General features: G+C 37.2%; 19 protein-coding genes. 7 read left to right on the top strand and 12 right to left on the bottom strand.

Features of this window, described 5'->3' with window-relative positions:
• Positions 1-244 precede the first annotated feature (244 nt).
• The gene (locus A0F92_RS00485; protein WP_167516659.1) at positions 245-775 is read right to left on the bottom strand and encodes a DinB family protein; all 531 of its coding nucleotides are present in this window, start codon (positions 773-775) and stop codon (positions 245-247) included.
• 238 nt (positions 776-1,013) lie between these two features.
• Here A0F92_RS00485 and A0F92_RS00480 point away from each other — a divergent pair, with 238 nt between their 5' ends.
• Positions 1,014-2,138, top strand: a complete 1,125-nt coding sequence (locus A0F92_RS00480; protein ID WP_068240525.1) for a Gfo/Idh/MocA family protein — start codon at positions 1,014-1,016, stop codon at positions 2,136-2,138.
• 16 nt (positions 2,139-2,154) lie between these two features.
• On the opposite strand, the gene A0F92_RS15390 is transcribed toward A0F92_RS00480, so the two are convergent.
• Positions 2,155-2,307 carry a hypothetical protein gene (locus A0F92_RS15390; RefSeq protein WP_167516658.1) on the bottom strand — a complete coding sequence of 51 codons (153 nt, stop codon included), beginning with the start codon at positions 2,305-2,307 and terminating at the stop codon, positions 2,155-2,157.
• A gap of 176 nt (positions 2,308-2,483) precedes the next feature.
• On the opposite strand from A0F92_RS15390, the gene A0F92_RS00475 reads away from it, so the two are divergent.
• A complete protein-coding gene (locus tag A0F92_RS00475) occupies positions 2,484-3,524 on the top strand; it encodes an acetamidase/formamidase family protein (RefSeq protein ID WP_167516657.1) in 1,041 nt (346 codons plus the stop codon).
• A gap of 792 nt (positions 3,525-4,316) precedes the next feature.
• Positions 4,317-5,858, top strand: a complete 1,542-nt coding sequence (locus A0F92_RS00470) for a rhamnogalacturonidase (RefSeq protein ID WP_167516656.1) — start codon at positions 4,317-4,319, stop codon at positions 5,856-5,858.
• A gap of 40 nt (positions 5,859-5,898) precedes the next feature.
• Here A0F92_RS00470 and A0F92_RS00465 read toward each other — a convergent pair whose 3' ends face one another.
• The 3 genes from A0F92_RS00465 to A0F92_RS00455 all read right to left on the bottom strand — a co-directional run bounded on the left by A0F92_RS00465 (position 5,899) and on the right by A0F92_RS00455 (position 8,292).
• The gene (locus A0F92_RS00465; RefSeq protein WP_068240523.1) at positions 5,899-6,348 is read right to left on the bottom strand and encodes a (4Fe-4S)-binding protein; all 450 of its coding nucleotides are present in this window, start codon (positions 6,346-6,348) and stop codon (positions 5,899-5,901) included.
• On the bottom strand, positions 6,345-6,746 hold the full coding sequence (locus tag A0F92_RS00460; protein WP_068240521.1) for an OsmC family protein: 402 nt from the start codon (positions 6,744-6,746) through the stop codon (positions 6,345-6,347). The genes A0F92_RS00465 and A0F92_RS00460 overlap by 4 nt, the downstream gene beginning before the upstream one ends.
• A gap of 343 nt (positions 6,747-7,089) precedes the next feature.
• Complete coding sequence (locus A0F92_RS00455) at positions 7,090-8,292, bottom strand: MFS transporter (protein ID WP_068240519.1); 1,203 nt, start codon at positions 8,290-8,292, stop codon at positions 7,090-7,092.
• A 330-nt stretch (positions 8,293-8,622) separates the two neighbouring features.
• On the opposite strand from A0F92_RS00455, the gene A0F92_RS00445 reads away from it, so the two are divergent.
• Positions 8,623-9,228: a DNA-3-methyladenine glycosylase family protein gene (locus A0F92_RS00445; RefSeq protein WP_068240514.1), complete on the top strand. Its 606-nt coding sequence runs from the start codon at positions 8,623-8,625 to the stop codon at positions 9,226-9,228.
• A gap of 14 nt (positions 9,229-9,242) precedes the next feature.
• Here A0F92_RS00445 and A0F92_RS00440 read toward each other — a convergent pair whose 3' ends face one another.
• The 6 genes from A0F92_RS00440 to A0F92_RS00415 form a co-directional block, all read right to left on the bottom strand.
• Entirely contained in the window at positions 9,243-9,596 is a 354-nt protein-coding gene (locus tag A0F92_RS00440; RefSeq protein WP_068240513.1) for a hypothetical protein, read from the bottom strand.
• A 116-nt stretch (positions 9,597-9,712) separates the two neighbouring features.
• A complete protein-coding gene (locus tag A0F92_RS00435; RefSeq protein WP_068240511.1) occupies positions 9,713-11,242 on the bottom strand; it encodes a S10 family peptidase in 1,530 nt (509 codons plus the stop codon).
• 346 nt (positions 11,243-11,588) lie between these two features.
• Positions 11,589-11,999 (bottom strand): DUF2335 domain-containing protein, encoded by a 411-nt coding sequence (locus tag A0F92_RS00430; RefSeq protein ID WP_068240509.1) that lies wholly within the window; start codon positions 11,997-11,999, stop codon positions 11,589-11,591.
• Positions 11,999-12,232 (bottom strand): hypothetical protein, encoded by a 234-nt coding sequence (locus A0F92_RS00425; protein WP_068240507.1) that lies wholly within the window; start codon positions 12,230-12,232, stop codon positions 11,999-12,001. Before A0F92_RS00425 ends, A0F92_RS00430 begins: the two co-directional genes overlap by 1 nt.
• A gap of 163 nt (positions 12,233-12,395) precedes the next feature.
• On the bottom strand, positions 12,396-13,052 hold the full coding sequence (locus A0F92_RS00420) for a DsbA family protein (RefSeq protein ID WP_068240505.1): 657 nt from the start codon (positions 13,050-13,052) through the stop codon (positions 12,396-12,398).
• Positions 13,053-13,161: 109 nt separating this feature from the next.
• Entirely contained in the window at positions 13,162-13,431 is a 270-nt protein-coding gene (locus A0F92_RS00415) for a hypothetical protein (protein WP_167516655.1), read from the bottom strand.
• 532 nt (positions 13,432-13,963) lie between these two features.
• Between A0F92_RS00415 and A0F92_RS00410 the strand changes: the two genes are divergently transcribed.
• The gene (locus tag A0F92_RS00410) at positions 13,964-14,620 is read left to right on the top strand and encodes a DUF4145 domain-containing protein (RefSeq protein ID WP_068240500.1); all 657 of its coding nucleotides are present in this window, start codon (positions 13,964-13,966) and stop codon (positions 14,618-14,620) included.
• Here A0F92_RS00410 and A0F92_RS00405 read toward each other — a convergent pair.
• A complete protein-coding gene (locus A0F92_RS00405; protein ID WP_068240498.1) occupies positions 14,617-14,853 on the bottom strand; it encodes a hypothetical protein in 237 nt (78 codons plus the stop codon). The two genes, A0F92_RS00410 and A0F92_RS00405, sit on opposite strands and share 4 nt — an antisense overlap.
• Positions 14,854-15,076: 223 nt before the next feature.
• On the opposite strand from A0F92_RS00405, the gene A0F92_RS15385 reads away from it, so the two are divergent.
• Together A0F92_RS15385 and A0F92_RS00400 are read left to right on the top strand one after the other, a co-directional pair.
• Positions 15,077-15,226 carry a hypothetical protein gene (locus A0F92_RS15385; RefSeq protein ID WP_167516654.1) on the top strand — a complete coding sequence of 50 codons (150 nt, stop codon included), beginning with the start codon at positions 15,077-15,079 and terminating at the stop codon, positions 15,224-15,226.
• 43 nt (positions 15,227-15,269) lie between these two features.
• Positions 15,270-17,930 (top strand): DEAD/DEAH box helicase, encoded by a 2,661-nt coding sequence (locus A0F92_RS00400; RefSeq protein ID WP_068240496.1) that lies wholly within the window; start codon positions 15,270-15,272, stop codon positions 17,928-17,930.
• Positions 17,931-18,047 lie beyond the last annotated feature (117 nt).

The raw sequence follows: 18,047 nt of genomic DNA, 5'->3' as shown, positions 1-18,047 counted from the left end.
ATATTATAGAATACCGAATGTAAAGAAGCGAAACTATATAAAAAAAGAAATTTTAAGGTGCAATTCGTTGTACAGCTTATACTGCAATAATACATGTTGACATTTTCTGAAAATTCAATAGAATATACTTAGCCTAGCCGGTAATATAGCTGATGGTAATCAAATGAAACCTAAGTGCCTATTAGCAACCCACCTGTAATTTTTAATTACGAATATTGGAGAAAATTAAATTATTTAAATTCATTTACCAGCCAATATATTCAGGTGGTTTAATATTATTTAACCTAAGATAAACAAGTAATTCGGCTCTGTGGTGTGTTTGATGATCTTCTATTAAATTAAGGAATTGGATTTTATTTAATTGTGTACCTGACCAATTAAATTTTTTTAGTAAACTGGTTGTATCCAGTTGTTTGAATGATAATATACCATATTCATAGGATTTTTTTACAAAGTCTATAGTTTGGTCTTTATTCATCGCTTCTGCTACTATATTGTTGGAAAATGCAGGTAAATTTGGTTGTTCATTTAAATACTTTGTGCAAAGCCAAATAATATTTTTACCCAAATGAATCAGTTGTTGTTTAAAGGTCATTTCAGTACTTACCGGCCTGAAGTTATATAAAGAATCGGGCATTTCAGATGCTACTTCGATAGTATATTTCTCGGCATTTATAAATTTGTTTATATGTGCCTGTAAAAGTGCATTGTTATTTTGTGCTTCACAAAAGAAGGGCGCCAAAATACTGCCAATTAGAAGAGTGAGCAATCGCATAGCCGATTTGTTTGAATAATTTTTTAAAAAATTAAATATAGATTGTAAGAATATTTATATTTTCGGAAAAGGTGAATTGAGATTGATCTCAATAAAGGTATGTATAAATATAAAATAACAGCATCTTTTTTAAAAGCAAAAATTTTGAAATTTGCAATAGTAAGTGTGATATCTTTTTGAATCATTATAATTCCGTTTTTATCATTATTTTTTTAAAAAATTATAAAACCAGATAATTATGTTAGCACCAGTGAAAAAATGGGTTATTTTATTTTGTTTTCATTGTATCATTCTTCCTGCTGTTTTGGCTCAAAAAAAGAATGATATAAAAAATATACCCGTTAGTGTAGTAGTGGCTGGAATCAGTCATGGCCATGTGGCATGGATTTTAGATAATATCCACAGAAAAGATGTTAATGTAATTGGTATCTATGAACCAGATCTGCAATTAATTAAACAAGCCATTGAACAGTATCATTTAGATAGCAGTTTATTTTATACTAATCTGGGTATTGCTCTGGATGAGCTGAAACCAGAGGCTGTTCTGGCTTATGGTTCTATCTTTGATCATTTAAAAGTAGTACAGGCCTGTGCTCCGAGAGGAATACATGTAATGGTTGAAAAGCCATTAGCAACAAATTATAAGGATGCAGTTGCAATGCAAAAATTGGCACAACAATATCATATATTTCTTTTAACCAATTATGAAACATCCTGGTATCCTTCCACTGAAAAAACATTTGAATTATTGCGGGATAGTAGTTATGTTGGGCATATCCGGAAAGTTGTTTTTCATGATGGTCATCAGGGCCCGAAAGAAATAGGGGTACCGAAAGCATTCTTTACATGGTTAACCAACCCCATTGAAAACGGAGGTGGCGCAATTATCGATTTTGGATGTTATGGTGCAAACCTGATTACCCGGATGATGCATGGTGCGCAACCCATTTCTATACAGGCAGTTACCCGCCAATTTAAACCTGATATTTATCCAAAGGTTGATGATGATGCAACTATCATCATTAATTATGCAACCGCACAGGCCATTATTATGGCCTCCTGGGATTGGCCATTTAGTCGAAAAGATATGGAAGTATACGGGGATAAAGGCTATATTATTTCGGTAAATGCTGAAAAAATGCGTTTCCGCAAAAATGAAAAACAGGAGGAAAAAGAAAAAATCATTACATCAAAAGATATTCAGGTGTTTACTAACCCCTATGCGTATCTATATGCCGTACTCAGAAAAAACATAACCATTGCGCCTTATGGTTTATATTCTTTAGAAAATAATTTGATGGTCGTTAAAATTCTGGATAAAGCCAGAGAATCTGCTAAATTAGGGCGAACTGTACTTTATTAAAACTTTAATCATGCAGCTAATTATTGCTGTGAATATATTTTCCTATGGTAATGGTAAGCATGGGTTGTTGATCTTCATTCAATAAACTACCGGAAATTTTTTCAGTAGTTTCAAAAATGTTTAAGACCAGTAATACAAAAGCATACTGAAAATGTTTCTTAATTTTCAAATTTTTTTTAGAAGTATGCCAGTTTTTTTTACACTATTTTAATTGGCTGAACAACAATATTAGCGATAATAATAATCAAAGTAAATGAATCAGTAGTTTTGTGACTTGGGAACAGTGTATATTGGTTAACTTGCAGATGATTGTAATTATTAATGAAATGAATTTAATTATCCAATATGTATGCTTCTTCAAAAAGTAAAATTCGGGTATCCTTATTTTTTATTTTTATATCGGGGTTTACTTATGCCCAGCAGCAAGGAACGGTGCAAAATCCTTTTATACTGAATCCTACCGATTCAACAGTTGTTTGGGGAAGTTACTGGTCTGAAATGCCCCCAGTTTTACACATCCGGTCTGGGGATTATGTAAGGATACGAACTGTACTAACTTCAAATCCCGAACATCTTATAAAAGCAGGTGTGCCTGCTAATCAAATAGAAAAGGAATTAATTGCTGTACAGGCTGTAAAAAATCGCGGGCCAGGTGGGCATGTATTGACGGGGCCTATATTTGTAGAAGAAGCAGCGCCTGGCGATGTATTAGAGGTGCATATTGACAGTATTGATTTGCCTATTGATTATGGCTACAATGGTATAGGGCAAAGCGGTTTTTTGTCGGATGAAATATTTGACCGTAAAACAAAAATCATTCATCTAGACCGGGAGAAAATGTTAGGTCATTTTGCGGATGGAATTGAAATTCCTTTACATCCCTTTTTTGGCAGTATGGGTGTTGCACCACCTGAAAAAGCGGGTAGATGGAATAGTGCCCCACCATGGATTCATGGCGGAAATTTAGATAACAAAGAATTGGTAGCAGGCACCTCACTTTATTTACCGGTATTCGTAAAAGGTGCTTTATTTGAAATTGGGGATGGCCACGCCGCTCAGGGCGATGGTGAAGTAGATATTACGGCAATTGAAACTTCTCTCATTGGTAAGCTACATTTTATAGTGCATAAAGGCAAAAGTTTACAATGGCCCAGAGCCGAATCTGCCACCCATATAATTACCATGGGCTGTGACCGTGATTTGAATGCCGCCACACATATTGCAGTTTGGCAAATGATACATTATTTAATGGAAACAAAAAAACTTTCAGAGGCAGATGCCTATATGTTATGCAGTGTGGCTGCTGATGTAGCTATAACAGAACTGGTAGATGGTAATGTTGGGGTGCATGTGATGTTGCCCAAAAATATTTTTGTTTCACATTAAAACTTTTGTTGTATAAGATAGATACTTTTTATAAAATTACCATAACTGCATGCTTGCATTTAAGTTATTGTCTTAAGTTTCAATATATGGTATTCTTCTTAGAGGCTCCTGTAAGTTAATTATTTTTCAACTTCAAATTTTTTATTGATAATGGTGATGTTGCGGTGTACGCTTTATTCAAATACCTGCTTCGATTAGAAACATAAAAAATAAATTAATTTTTTGTTTTTTTTGTTGCACAGTATGGTTTATAAAAACCCAAAGCCAACCTGTTAATTCAGAAAACATTTTATTTCTGAATATATTTTACTATAAAACAATTCCTGTAAAAGGTTTAGAATCAGCAGTAGCTAATTATATATAAACACATTTAAGAAGGGCAAACAAAACATAACTTTTGTTTGGCAAATAGATAAGGAAGGATAATTTAAATTACAGATTATCGACAGTTTTTTAAAAAAAATATAAAAGTACTGTATGTTATAAAAGCAGTAGATACTAACGGAAAAGTGTTTCGTTAATATTCAATTCTCCACTCATAGGTTAATCTAATCGTGGCATAATTCTCATGCACCTGAACAAAGATTAGATTTCAGCGAGCTGACTAATGTGGTAAAATTGATACAAGCCAAAATTTCAGCTAGTAATAAAAGGTATTAGTCTGTATCTTTATTCATAGTAAATACATTTATTCACAAAAGTAAACAGACCGATAACTTGCAGTATCTGTGTATTTGCTGCATGACAAATTCATTATTAACCAGCGTTATCACCACCCTAAAATAAATTGATATGCAAAAAATAATAAAAATAATAGTATTTTTTTTATTAGGGTTTTCATTGCTCTTGTCTACTACAGGGCAAGCTAAATCAACTGATAAATCAGATGTAGTTTACAATGTGAAAAATTATGGTGCAACAGGCGATGGGAAACATTTGAATCATAGTGCCATAAATAAGGCTATTATTGCCTGTGCCAATGCGGGGGGTGGAACTGTGTTTTTTCCGGCTGGCAATTATTTATGCGGCAGTATTCATTTAAAAAGCAATATCCACTTATATTTAGATGCAGGTGCGGTAATTACAGGCGCACCACCTGAAATGCATGCCTATGACACTGCTGAGGTATTTCCCTTTCCACAATTTCAGGATGGTGGCCATACTTTTTTCCATAACAGTTTAATATGGGGTGAAGATTTGCATGATATTAGTATTACCGGACCGGGAATGATTAACGGGAGTGGGCTGACGAATAAAGATAAGGAGAAAGATGGAACTGTTTGGGGTGGAGCCATTGAAACAGGCGATAAGGCTATTGCGCTAAAAAATTGCAGGCATATTGTGATAAGAGATATTACCATATTTCATGGCGGCCATTTTGCCATATTGGTTACCGGATGCGATTTGGTAACCTTAGATAATTTATTGATTGATACAAACCGCGATGGCATTGATTTAGATGGTTGCAGCAACAGTATCGTCAGTAATTGTAAAGTAAACAGCCCCAATGATGATGCTATCTGTCCAAAAAGTTCATATGCTCTTAATAAACCTGTTGTTACAGAGAATTTACTCATTACAAATTGTGAAGTATCTGCTTACCGGGAGGGAACATTATTAGATGGTACCAGAATTTCTTCGGAAGTTGGATGGTCAGGTGGCCGCATTAAGTTTGGAACAGAGTCGAACGGAGGTTTTCGAAATTGTGTGGTGTCTAATTGTATATTCAAAAGTTGCAATGGCTTGGCCTTAGAGGAAGTAGATGGCGGAGAAATGAATAACATTATTGTAGATAATATTGTAATGGAAGATGTTCGGCATTACCCTATTTATATTACGTTAGGTAGCAGAAACAGAGGGCCGCTGGCAACGACTAAAGAGGGGAGCGTTAAAAATATTTATATCAGTAATATACATGTACTGAATGCCGATGCTTTAAGTGGTATACAAATCACCGGTGTGCCGGGCTATGCCATTCAAAATATTCAATTGAGGCATATTACGGTACAATACCAAGGTGGTGGTACAAAGGCTGATGGTTTGCGTTCGTTTCCTGAATTAGCCAAAGGTTATCCTGAACCATTTTTGCTCGGAAAAACGCCGGCTTACGGCTTGTTTGTTCGGCATGTGCAGGATTTAACGTTGAGTGATATACAATTTGAAACAATCGCAAATGATGAAAGGCCTGTAATGTATTGTAATGATGTAAATGGGATTGAAATAGACGGATTGAAAGCGCCGGTAGCCAAGGGTATACCTGCTGCTGTTTTATATAACGTAAAAAATATTGAAATAAAGCATGCACCCTTATTACAGAGTGTTGTGGCTGATTAATGTTTGATAGGTGAAAGTTATTCTTTTCGTTTATTTGTATTCATACTGTAGGTTTCCCATCTTTAAATCCGGCTTTTTTATGTGAACCATCGCAAAAGGGTTTATTACCCGATTGACCGCATCTGCAAAATGCTGTTACTTTATTCTTTCTTGTTTCATGGCCAAAAGCATCTGTAATGTGTACATTTCCATACACCAATAAGGGTCCGTCAGGTATTGCCTCTAATTTCGTTTCAGCTTTTATTTCAACTGAGTTTTCATCTTCTGCATCATTATTGTAATAAGATAAAGCACCTGACGGGCATTGGTTTACCTGCTGTATTAATTGTGCAGTAGTGGCTGCCTGTATATTAATCCATGGTTTCAGCTCCGTATTAAAAACAAGTGGTAATCCGCGTACGCAAATGCCTGAATGAATGCATACGCCCGGCTTCCAGACAATGGTGATTTCGCCATTAGAATATTTTTTGGTCATCGTTTCTTTATTCATTGTGTTTGGTTTATATTGGTATGAATTTGTATACTACCTGATAAAATTTTATGAATTGGGCAGCGATTGGCAATATACAATAATCGTTCTTCCTGTTCTTTTGTTAATGTGCCGGTGAATTGAATGGTTCTTTCTATTTGTGTACCTTTTTCCGGTTCGGCTTCTGAGGTTATATTCACATGTACCCGAATACAGTTTAACGGCCATTCTTTTCTGTCGGCATACATTCTCAAAGTAATGGCAGTGCAGGTTGCCAAACTGGATAACAGTAACTCGTGAGGATTCATTCCTTTTTGAGTGCCGCCTACATCCAAATGCTCATCGGCCATAAATGTTCCTGATGGCGTTTCTAATGTGGTGCTGTATTTTTCCCGGTGTATGGTAGCAGTAATTTGCATGGGTGTGAATTGGTATTTAAATGTACTAATTTAACTTCAGATCAATTCAAAACAGGGTGTTCCTTTTCCTGTTTTTCGCACTTTTTTAAACCTTCCGCTGAAAGTATTGATTTACTGGATTGACTTTTGAAAGTGGGTGTTACGAAGATGAAAAAGGAGAGTAATTTTTTTTGCTATTGTTTTCATCATACTTCACTCCGCCGGATTGCTGACAAACTTTTTTTGGAAAAGGTTATCCATACTAAGCCTTTCGGGTGCAACGGGATGTTGTAGCGTTAATACGGCAGCCAATCTAAAACAAGCCAATTGTATTTGCAAAAAATAAAAATAGGTTTTATATAATTTAATACAATTGCTCATCATAAGGTAAGGAGTCTACCGTTAGAGGCTGCTTATTTTGTATAAAAGGATTGCAGTAGGCTACATAAGCCGATAAGCTGCACATTAATATCAATAAAGATAAACCTTTTGAAAGTCCGGCTTTCTCTGATATAAATCCAATTACCGATGGTCCGGTTAAAAATCCTACCAATCCGCCTGTAGTTACCATCGCAAAGCCCTCCACCGTTGTTACGCCGGGTATATTGGCCGATGCCCTGAATAAAATAGGCACAATACAACAACTGCCTAAGCCTACCATAATATAACCTACTATGGCCACCAGTGCTACAGGTGCGGTTACTACCACTAAAAATCCGCAGGCTGCCAATAGAGCACCATATACCACCATATTTTTACTGCCTAATTTGGTAATCAATGTATCGCCATTTAGTCTGCCAAAAGTCATGGCAACCGAAAAACCGGCATAACCCAAACTGAGCAATGCTTTGGGTGCATGCAATACTTCTTTAAAATAAATGGCACTCCAGTCGGCTACACAACCTTCTGCCATAAAACTCACCATGCAAATAAATGAAATACCCAATATGGTTAAGGAAGGTAATTTTACTTCTGAACGGGAATGAATGATATCAGTATTGCTGAGCAATTGTGCTTTGTTAGAAAGAATCACTGTAACAATGAATAATACCACCAGCACAATTTGAATGCCGGGTGGTACATGCACCAAAAATAGCAAGGCCGCAATACCGGCGCTTACCGCCCCGCCTAAACTATACATACCATGACAGGTACTCATGAATAAGCGGTTGTATTTTTTCTCTAATAAATTCACCGTGGCATTACTTGATACGCCATTTAAAAAACTGGTTAACCCGTAACAATACAGGCATATCCAAAACATGGTTCTGTTCACCGAATTAATTTGCGCAATCATAATACAGGCCATGGTAATATAGCCACCTACCATCCACTTGCCCACCGGTATTTTACTGAAAATACGGGTAGAAATCAGCATGCCGGTGATGGCTCCTAAAGGCGATAACAACAAAGAAAGCCCGAGGCTGCCATCACTAAAACCCATACGGGCTTTAATGCCGGGAATGGAAGCTACCCAAATTCCAAAAATTAAACTGGAAGTGGCAAATAAAAAACCCACTGCCAGTGCCGGTTTGGTTTTAATAAAGGCCAATATATTTTTTAACATAAAGGTTTGCTGACTGCCTGTTCAGCTACAGGATTGTTGCAGCAAATTAATACATTTTATGTCGCTTTTGAATGCTATTATTTATTTTGATATTTGTTAAGTACCCAACAATACTACGGTGGTAGCTATGCCAATATCCCGTTACCTTCTTTACCATTTTCTGATTTTGTGCAGCAATATCGGCCTGTTGATAGCAAAATAGGCAGGTATGCTTCATGCATACAAATTGTGTTTCATAGGTCATTTGCAATGATGTATGGCAGTACTGTTTTCTGAACAATTGTATTAACTTGCTATTCTTGGTGTTGTTTGTATTCAATTCAAAATAGCATGTCGTACATCACACATTTACAAAAAGACAAGAAGCTGGCTGCCGTTATCCGTCATCATCAACCCTTTTGCCTACAGCCACGAAATCAGGTGTACCTGCAATTGTGTAATGCTATTATTGGCCAGCAATTGTCAGTTAAAGTAGCCGCTGTTATTAAAAACAGATTTCTGGCTTTATATCCTGCCATTCCTGCTCCGGCCGACATTCTGCATACCCCTTACGAGCAATTGCGCAGTATTGGTTTATCGCATGCCAAAGCCAATTATGTACATAACGTAGCCCAATTTGCGTTGAATAATGGCATAGAGCCAGAGAAGTTGAATAAAATGGATGATGAAACGGTAATTCGTTATTTAACCCAAATAAAAGGTGTAGGGCGCTGGACGGTAGAAATGTTACTGATGTTTACCTTAGGCAGAGAAGATGTATTGCCCATAGATGACTTAGGTATTCAACAAGCTATGCAGGCCATTTATAAAATACCCGAAATGGATAAAAAAACACAGCGTGAAAAGTTGGTAAAAATTGCGGAACGTTGGCGGCCTTATCGTACGTATGCCTGTTTGCATTTATGGCATTGGAAAGATAATCCGCCAGCACATTAAATATTCAGTACGGGTTATACTAAACGACAGGGTATTTCCAAATCTTCTGATAAATAATAAATGGCGCAAAGCCGGTGGTATCCATCGGCAATCATTAATTTTTGTACACCACGTACCAATAAAATAGGTGAAAGTTTTTTTCCCTTTTTTACTTTTTTGATGTTTTCATTCACGTGCAAATTATCGGCAGGCAATAAAGGCAATTGTGCAGCCCTTAAAATATCTTTTGCTTTTTTGTGAATGGTTTTAGCTTTTTGCAGTTCGGCTACATATTGTTTGGCTTCTGGTAACGGAAACAATAATTCCAGATAATCGATCGCTGCAGGAAAATCATGTATTTCGGGCTCGGGTAACCAGTATTTGGCCATGTTGTTTTTATTTTTTATAATAACGTTGAAGGTAAGCTATTCCTTGTGTAGGTATATAAAAAAACCGGTGAACGATACCTCTCGTTTACCGGTTACAAAACTGATAGCTAACTTGTTTATGGGTTGGTATTGTTTATAAAATCTACAATATCTTTCTTAAAAGTAACCAATGAAGCCGGGTGCACATACATCATGTGTCCGGCATCAAAATATTTCATGATAATATTTTTTTGGATAGCCGGTTCCAATCCCAGGTGGTCCATGGTATATTCAGTACCAAAAAAAGGCGTAGCCAAATCATAATATCCATTGTATACCAGAACTTTCAAATTGGGATTTTTGCTCATGGCATTGGCCAAATCTGGTGCGGTAGAAGGCGGGTAAACTCCTTCGCCCCAAAGGCCGCCTTTGCGCTGCCAATCCCATTTAAATCCTTCTGCATTATAAGCAGAAATATGGTAATACATGGTTTTATTCACCTTCAGCTCACTGTACAGGTAATTTAAAAAAGTAGCGGTATATGCCGGTGTAATGGCGGTACTTTGTGGGTCAAACTTAGCATTTTCGGCTAATAAATTTTGATTAATACCGGTAAAGCGACTATCTAACCTGCCCACCGTAAGGTGCTGATTACGCAATAATTCCTGTGTAAACTGTGGCTCCGTTACCCTTAGGTTGGCTTTTAAAAGATAGTCTTTACTCAATCCGGTATAAGCGGCTAATTTTTCAGCCACGGCATTTTTAGTGGCTGCATCTATTTTATCGCCCAGCATCAATGCTGTGGTATAGGCTCCTTTGGCATAGTTGGTAACCTCTTCCAAGAAAGCGGGTAAATTAGCGGGCTGATTGGGTAATTTATGATGGAAATAAGCAGTGGCAGCATAAGTGGGTAAATACATTACATATGAAATATCATCGCCCGGCCCAAAAGTTAGCTGGCGCAGGTCTAAAACGGAAGATACCAATATCACACCATTAACGGCAATGCCTAACCGTTCCTGCAGGTAATTTACCACACCAGCCGAACGCATGGTACCATAACTTTCGCCTAATAAATATTTGGGCGAATTCCACCGATCGTATTCTGTAATGTATGCTTTAATAAAATTGCTGATGGAACGTAAGTCCTGATCCACTCCCCAAAAATCTTTGTTGTTGGCTTTACCAATAGCATGACTAAAACCGGTGCCTATCGGGTCAATCATTACAATATCGGTTACATCTAAGATAGAATTATGGTTGTCTTCTACTTTATAAGGAGGCGGCGTAGGAGCCGATAAATCGTTTACGGCTACGCGGCGTGGGCCCAATGCGCCCATGTGTAACCAGAGTGAGGAAGACCCCGGTCCACCGTTATATCCAAATAAAACCGGACGGGTACTAAGATCGCTTACACCCTCTTTGGTATAAGCCACAAAACCAAAATCAGCAATTGGTTCACCTTTTTCGTTGTTTAAAATAAGGGTACCTGCTGTAGCGGTATAATTCACGGGTTTACCGCCTATTACAATACTGTGGTGTGTAATGGCTACAACAGGTTTGGGTATTGCAGTGGTATCTGTAACCTCAGCAGGGGGTACAGGCTGTGCAATAGCCCCCATACTGAACAATAACAGTAAAAAGGGCAGAAGGTAAATTTTTTTCATGTGTATGTGGTTTATGGTTTAAAATGCAGGTAAACAAGTACATTAATTGATGCAACAACATCCAACAGTTATTTTCTTCCTCATCTATTAAGAAAGTTAACGATGATGGTATTGCGAGATGCAGCAAATTTCGGCACAAAAGTTCATTTTAAAAACTGATGTGTTATGTAGCACTCAACTGTTGTTGTCTTAGCAGACAATCAGTCACTCTTTCTTTTGCAATAGATGGTTGTAATGCGATTCATTTACTTTGTCTGAAAGTTCTTTTTGTTGTGTTTTTTTACCTAATACAAAAACTGTTACCAGGCCTATTATCGTCGTTATTCCAAATATTCCCGCAATGGTTTCATGTCAAAGAATTGCAAGTGTTGCTGCAAGTCCCATTCCAATTAAACCCAAATATTTGCCCCATCCTGCTTTGCTTTAATTCTTCTCTTATTACATAATCATCTAATTGCATTCTATGGTTAGATTGTTTTTCAGCCATTGCAACAATTCTCTCTCCTCCATTCTTAACAACTTCATTATAACCTTTTAAAATTTCGGGAGGAGGAATAGGGCCACTGAAAGATGAATCACTTCGAAATGTAATACTAATGATTGCTTTAATAATTGTTTTCTTTTTTTCATTTGATATTTCAGGATCAGAAAGAATTGGTTTTAATTTTTTGGGAATTATGATGCCATCAGGGGTATTAAATTCTTTATTATTATCCACCTTATCGTTAAAATTATGTTCTTTGAGTTCGTCACTCATTATTTTTCATTTAAAGGTGTTAACTCCTTTTCGAGTTTTTCTTTGGCTATTTGAATATCCTGACCTATAATACCCCAATCAGAAAGTAGGGCTTTTGAATCAGCGTCAATGTCAGAAGAAGAATAATTGAAATTAAAGTAATTGCCGGCAATATTGAATACACTCCCGGCACCTACTAAGAAAGAAGGTGTTGAGAACAAAAAGTCCCTCCGATATTTTCTTGTTTTTTTCATTTTTCTTCGCATTTCGTTATAAAATTAATCATTTATTTGTTAAGAAACGGATTGGCCCATAAAATGTTCTTTTACATGATACTCATTCCTCTTTTAGCGGCTTTGCAGCCCTGCCGCCAATCAATTTGATTGATTTAATTACTGTTTTTTAGATGAATTGTTTTTAAGGCATCAACTTCAATTCCTTCAGCACATTTTGAATGCGGGTGGTTAAGGTTTCCTCGTTGGTATAGCCTTTGGCCAACAGATAAAATTTAGAATCCGATGCCTGCAGCAATACGGCCGGAAATCCCGTTACCTGTAATTGTTTGCAGAGCGCAAATTCATAATAAGCTTTTTCTTTATATGATTCACTGTGTAATTTTTCGTAAAATGTATCAATGGGCAAATGGTATTTGTGAAGCAGGTGTCGATATGCTTCATTATCTGTTAAATCCCTCCCTTCATAGTGTAAAGCATATTGCAAATCACTTGCAAAAGCCAATTGTTGATCCGGGAAATATTCTTTAAAAATACAGAGTGCAATGGCCGGTTTCTCAGAGTGCGGAAACCAGTCGCTCAGCTCCGGATGAAAAATATGCCAGAGATAATCTTCGCCAAAGCGAATACCCGTTGTTTTTTCAACAGTAGTATAAGCCTGTTGAATATATTGTGCAGTTGCGGCAATTGGGGTGGGTTGTTCGGGCAATACCATGCCACCGCTAAGCACTTCAACGGAAAAATATTCAGAAAACTGAGCGGTTACTTTTTTTAAAACCGGACTAAAACCATAGCACCAGCCGCAATAGGCATCATAACAATAAATGAGAATAGGTTGCATAAGCGATAAGCTACAATTGGGCAATATTGCTGTTGCAAGTTAGCAGGAAATTGTTACACAAATACTCATGGAAGGTAAGGCATATAGCACAATACTTTTTCCTGTTGATTTAAATACGCAAAGGAATGTAGCCGCTTTGCGGGCTGCGCAGCGGTTTGTTGGTATTGACTGCATTAAAATGGTGCATCCGGTTTAAGCCAATAGCGGCAGGCATTGCTGTTGTGGTAGCAGGAAAAAACAGTTGCAGCACACGTTGTGCAACTTCAGCAAGGGTAGCGCCTTGTTTCATCCATTTCATGAGCAGGCCCGTCATGCGTTGTTGCAGGCCTTTTTGGGGTTTCCATTGGCGGTAAATGGCACTGGCAACCAGTGAAGCCATTTTCAGCCATTTGCTGTATTGGCGTTGTGCGGCAAAAGCTGAATCAGTAAAAAATTGTTTTTTGTTGATAGAAGTTTTACTGCGTACCAACTATCAACCATCTCCCTATTTACAGCGTTGCGCAACGCTGTTGACTCGAAGCAGGGTCGAAGCAGGGTGGAAGGAGGTAAGCAGGGTGGTAAGCTGCGAGCCCAACTACTTACATGTTTTGATGGAAAAATTTGTTTTTAAATTAAAAATAATGTGTACATTTCGTTGAATAAATATTAAAAAATACAAGCCCCGCAGCCAATTGCGAAAGGGTAGGGAAGCTGCATACTGCATGTGCATGGATAAATGAAAAACAGTGGGTACCGGAACCAATTGCTAAGTTGGCTTTATGAAACAGGAATAAAAATATATGTATGTTGCAAAAAGGGCTTAACGCAGTGAAAATCAGCAAAAAAATATGTTTATAATTGAATGGGACAGGAGGGTAAAGATTTGTATATTGGCGAGTTGTATGTAATTTTAAACAGACATTTCGTAAACAATGAAACACATCCAGCCTGCAATCGGACAAACATCTTTTCATTGCCCCCACTGCGGGGTTTTAGCTGAACAAACTTGGTCTGCCAATATTCACTGCCACTATCAAGGACTTTTACCAAGCGGTGGTCACGGCAATACACAATATGTTTTACAACAGACAATGACCGCCAAGTGTGGACATTGTAAACAAATTTCTTTATGGATAAACAACAAAATGGTTTATCCTTTGACAGGGAATGTTGAAATGGCAAACCCTGACTTACCAGAAGATATAAAAAATGACTACAATGAAGCAAAAGATATTGTAAATATTTCTCCAAGAGGTGCAGCAGCTTTATTGCGACTTGCTGTACAGAAACTTTGCATACACTTAGGAGAAAATGGTAAGAATATAAATGACGATATAAAGAACCTTGTAAAAAAAGGTTTGCCTGAGACAATGCAACAAGCACTTGACAGCGTTCGGGTTGTTGGTAACAATGCTGTACATCCTGGAACGATTGATTTGAATGATAATATTGAAATTGCATACGCTTTATTTGGGTTTGTAAATATTATTTGTGAAATGCTTATTAGCCAACCTAAAAAAGTTAAAGAGTATTACGAAAAGCATATCCCTGAAAATATTAGAAACGGCATTGAAAAAAGAGACAGTTAATTTGCTTTCCATTTTTTCAACGCTTCATCAATTGACAGTTCTTTGTTTGACAGACAAAATTTTGAAAAGGAAATCAAATCCTCAACAGAATAATTGCCTTGACTATCGTGGTAAGCTAACAACTCACCATTTTTTGTATAGACTTCAAGGACTGTTCTAATTGGACTTGTAACATCTTTGCCAGTACCTTTTCTTGACAAGTCTGTAACAATAAGTTCTTTTACTTGTATCATAGTTTCTTTAATTTATGGTTGGACAAAAACTACATACAACATTGGGTTTTATGCAAGTTGGGCTGGACGTTGTTAACTTCAACTATTAGCAAATCCCAGCTTCATATCTAGCTTGACAAACAATACCAAACAGTAGTTCTTATCATTAACATTTATTAATAAATTGAGCAGCGGTTTTCGGCAGACGGAATACTAATACCCAACCTGCATAAAGCCCTGAACGTTGGCACTCACCCTAAAAGACAACACGACAGACAATAAACGAACAGAAAAAATGAAAGATAATTTGCCCAACCGCACCCAAGCTCACCCACCACCCGACCAGTGGACATTGGAAAATTTGAGTGCAACTTTTGACAATAACAGGGTTTAAAAAACTAACTTTACGACCGACAATGAATGAAAAAAATTAGTAGATGAAGCTATCAGACCCATTTAAAATATTACCACCCAACGAAAGGTGGGCACCGTCACAAAGCCAAATGGACGCTTCTCAAAACGCCTATGAAAAGCTGTTACCGCCATTGGTTTATAAAATAAGACTTGCAGTGGCAAATTGGCGTGACGAAAATTATGCAGGTGCATCCGACACGACAAAATCACTCTTGAATTTTTGGTTTAATCAAGAGCATTTAATCGGGCAGACGAAGTTTCGTTTTTTCTTTTCTCAACGTGAAGCCATTGAATCAATCGTATATCTGTATGAAATAGCCAACGCCAAAGACAAATATGAATTGATGAAGTTTGATTCATCAGGGCGCATCAGCACAGGAATGTTTGACGAAAACTGGACTCGCTATGTGGTGAAAATGGCGACCGGTGCAGGTAAGACAAAAGTGATGGGCTTGACTTTAGTTTGGTCTTATTTCCATAAACTTTATGAAGCCGACAGCACCCTCTCAAAAGATTTTTTGGTAATTGCCCCGAACATCATTGTTTTAAATCGTTTGAGAAAAGATTTTGACGGACTTAAAATGTTTTTTGACGAGCCTTTTATTCCCGACAATGGCTTTGACGACAAAGACTGGAAAAACGATTTTCAATTAACGCTTCATATTCAAGACGACTTGAAACCCATAACAGAATCTGGAAACATTTTCCTGACCAACATTCACCGAGTATTTTTCAATCAAGAACCTGAACAGAGTTTTGAAACAACTTTCTTAGGTGTAAAACCTAAACCTGACGCTGACACGTCAAAGGGATTAGACCTTGGTAAAGTTTTAAGAAGCGATAAAATTAAAAATCTGGTTGTGCTGAATGATGAAGCCCATCACATTCACGACAGTTCATTGGCTTGGTTTACGAGCATTGAAGACATAAACAATAAAATCAAACTGAAGACCGGAAACGGTATCAGTTTGCAAGCAGACTATACCGCAACACCAAGACATAACAACGGAGCCATTTTTGTTCAAACTATTTGCGATTACCCCTTGGTAGAATCCATAAAACACCATGTTGTAAAATCACCTGTTTTACCAGACGAAGCATCAAGACAAAAAATTCAGGAAAAAGACAGTAATGATTTTGTAGAACGATACCGTGACTATATTCATTTGGGTTATTTGGAATGGGAACAGCAATATGAAGAACTGAAAAATCATAAAACTCCAATTTTGTTCATAATGACAATGAACACCAAAGAAGCCGACCAAGCCGCCGCTTTTTTGGAAGCCAATTACCCGAAAATGAAAAATTCGGTGCTGACAATTCACACCAATACATCGGGAGAAATCAAAGAATCAGCAAACAGTAAAAAAGACAAAGAGGAATTAGAGAAATTACGCAAAGCAGCAGATGAAATTGATAAAGACCATTCGCCTTACAAAGCCGTTGTTTCGGTTTTGATGCTTCGTGAAGGTTGGGATGTAAGAAATGTAACCACCATAGTAGGGCTTCGCCCCTATGGTGCGGATTCTAAAATCCTTCCCGAACAAACCATCGGTCGTGGTTTGAGAAAAATGTTTTCGCTTGACACACCCGAAAAATTGGTGATTGTTGGAACTCCTAAGTTTTTGGAGTTTGTAGAAGAACTGAAAACCGAAGGTGTTGAATTCCAATACAGCCCAATGGGTAAAGGCACCAAAGGAAAAGCGCCTGTTATTGTGGAAGTGGACAAAGAAAACCCCGATAAGGATTTGGATAAACTGGATATTCCCATTCCACAAATGAGTCCAAGAATTTATCGTGAGTTCAAAAATTTGGAACTCATTGATGTAAGTAAATTCCAAAACGAAAAAGTAACCCTTAAAAAATTTAGTTCAGATGAATTGAAAGAGATTGTATTTAATGACATTGAAGGCAATCTATCTCACAAAACAGTTTTCAAAGACAATGTTCCTGATTACCGAAATGTAATTGGGTTTTTCACTTCGTCCATATTAAAAGATAGCCGATTGGTAAGCGGTTTTAACATCCTTTATCCAAAGGTTGAAAGTTTTATTAAATATCAACTTTTCACCAATGAAGTTGAATTGAGCGACCCACAAACACTCAGAAATCTTTCGGAAGTAAAACCAAAGGAAATTTTGCGAACTACGTTCAAAAAGGCGATTGATGCATTAACCATAAGCGACAAAGGAACAGCAGAAGTAAAAAACTATATTTCGCTAAAGCTTACCAAACCAAAGGTTGCAGAAAATCAACCTTTCCTTGTTCCGAAAAAATCGGTATTCAATAAAATCATAGGCGACAATGCGTTTGAACTGGAAGTGGCATCGTTTCTTGAAAATCGTTTTTCAGATGTTATTGCCTATGCCAAAAACACCATGGGCGAAGGCGGCATCAATTTTAAAATTGAATATCAAGCCCAGGACGGAAACATTCGGGAATATTTTCCTGACTTTTTCGTGAAAACAGGCGCCAATACATTTTTCATTCTTGAAACCAAAGGAAGGGAAGATTTAGACGACTTGCTAAAAATTAAACGCTTGGCAACCTGGTGCAACGATATCAACCATGCTCAAAGCGAATACACCTACCATCCTGTATATGTAAAGCAGGAAAAATGGGATGAAGTGAAGAACAACCTGAAGTCTTTTGCAGACCTTTTCCAAATCTTCGAAGTAAAATGAGAGAAAGTCAGTTTATTGAAAAGAAGCGTTTAGAAACGGTGATAGGCAAAACCGCATATCAGATACCTTATAGTCCAAAATAGGTGAAATAAATGCCTTTTTTTAACAAAAGTCTTT

Source organism: Hydrotalea flava, from assembly GCF_001623405.1.
In the GTDB taxonomy this organism is placed as follows: Bacteria; Bacteroidota; Bacteroidia; order Chitinophagales; family Chitinophagaceae; genus Hydrotalea; species Hydrotalea flava.
The sequence above is the reverse complement of the archived record's forward strand: the minus strand, read 5'-3'. Positions and strand labels throughout refer to the sequence as shown.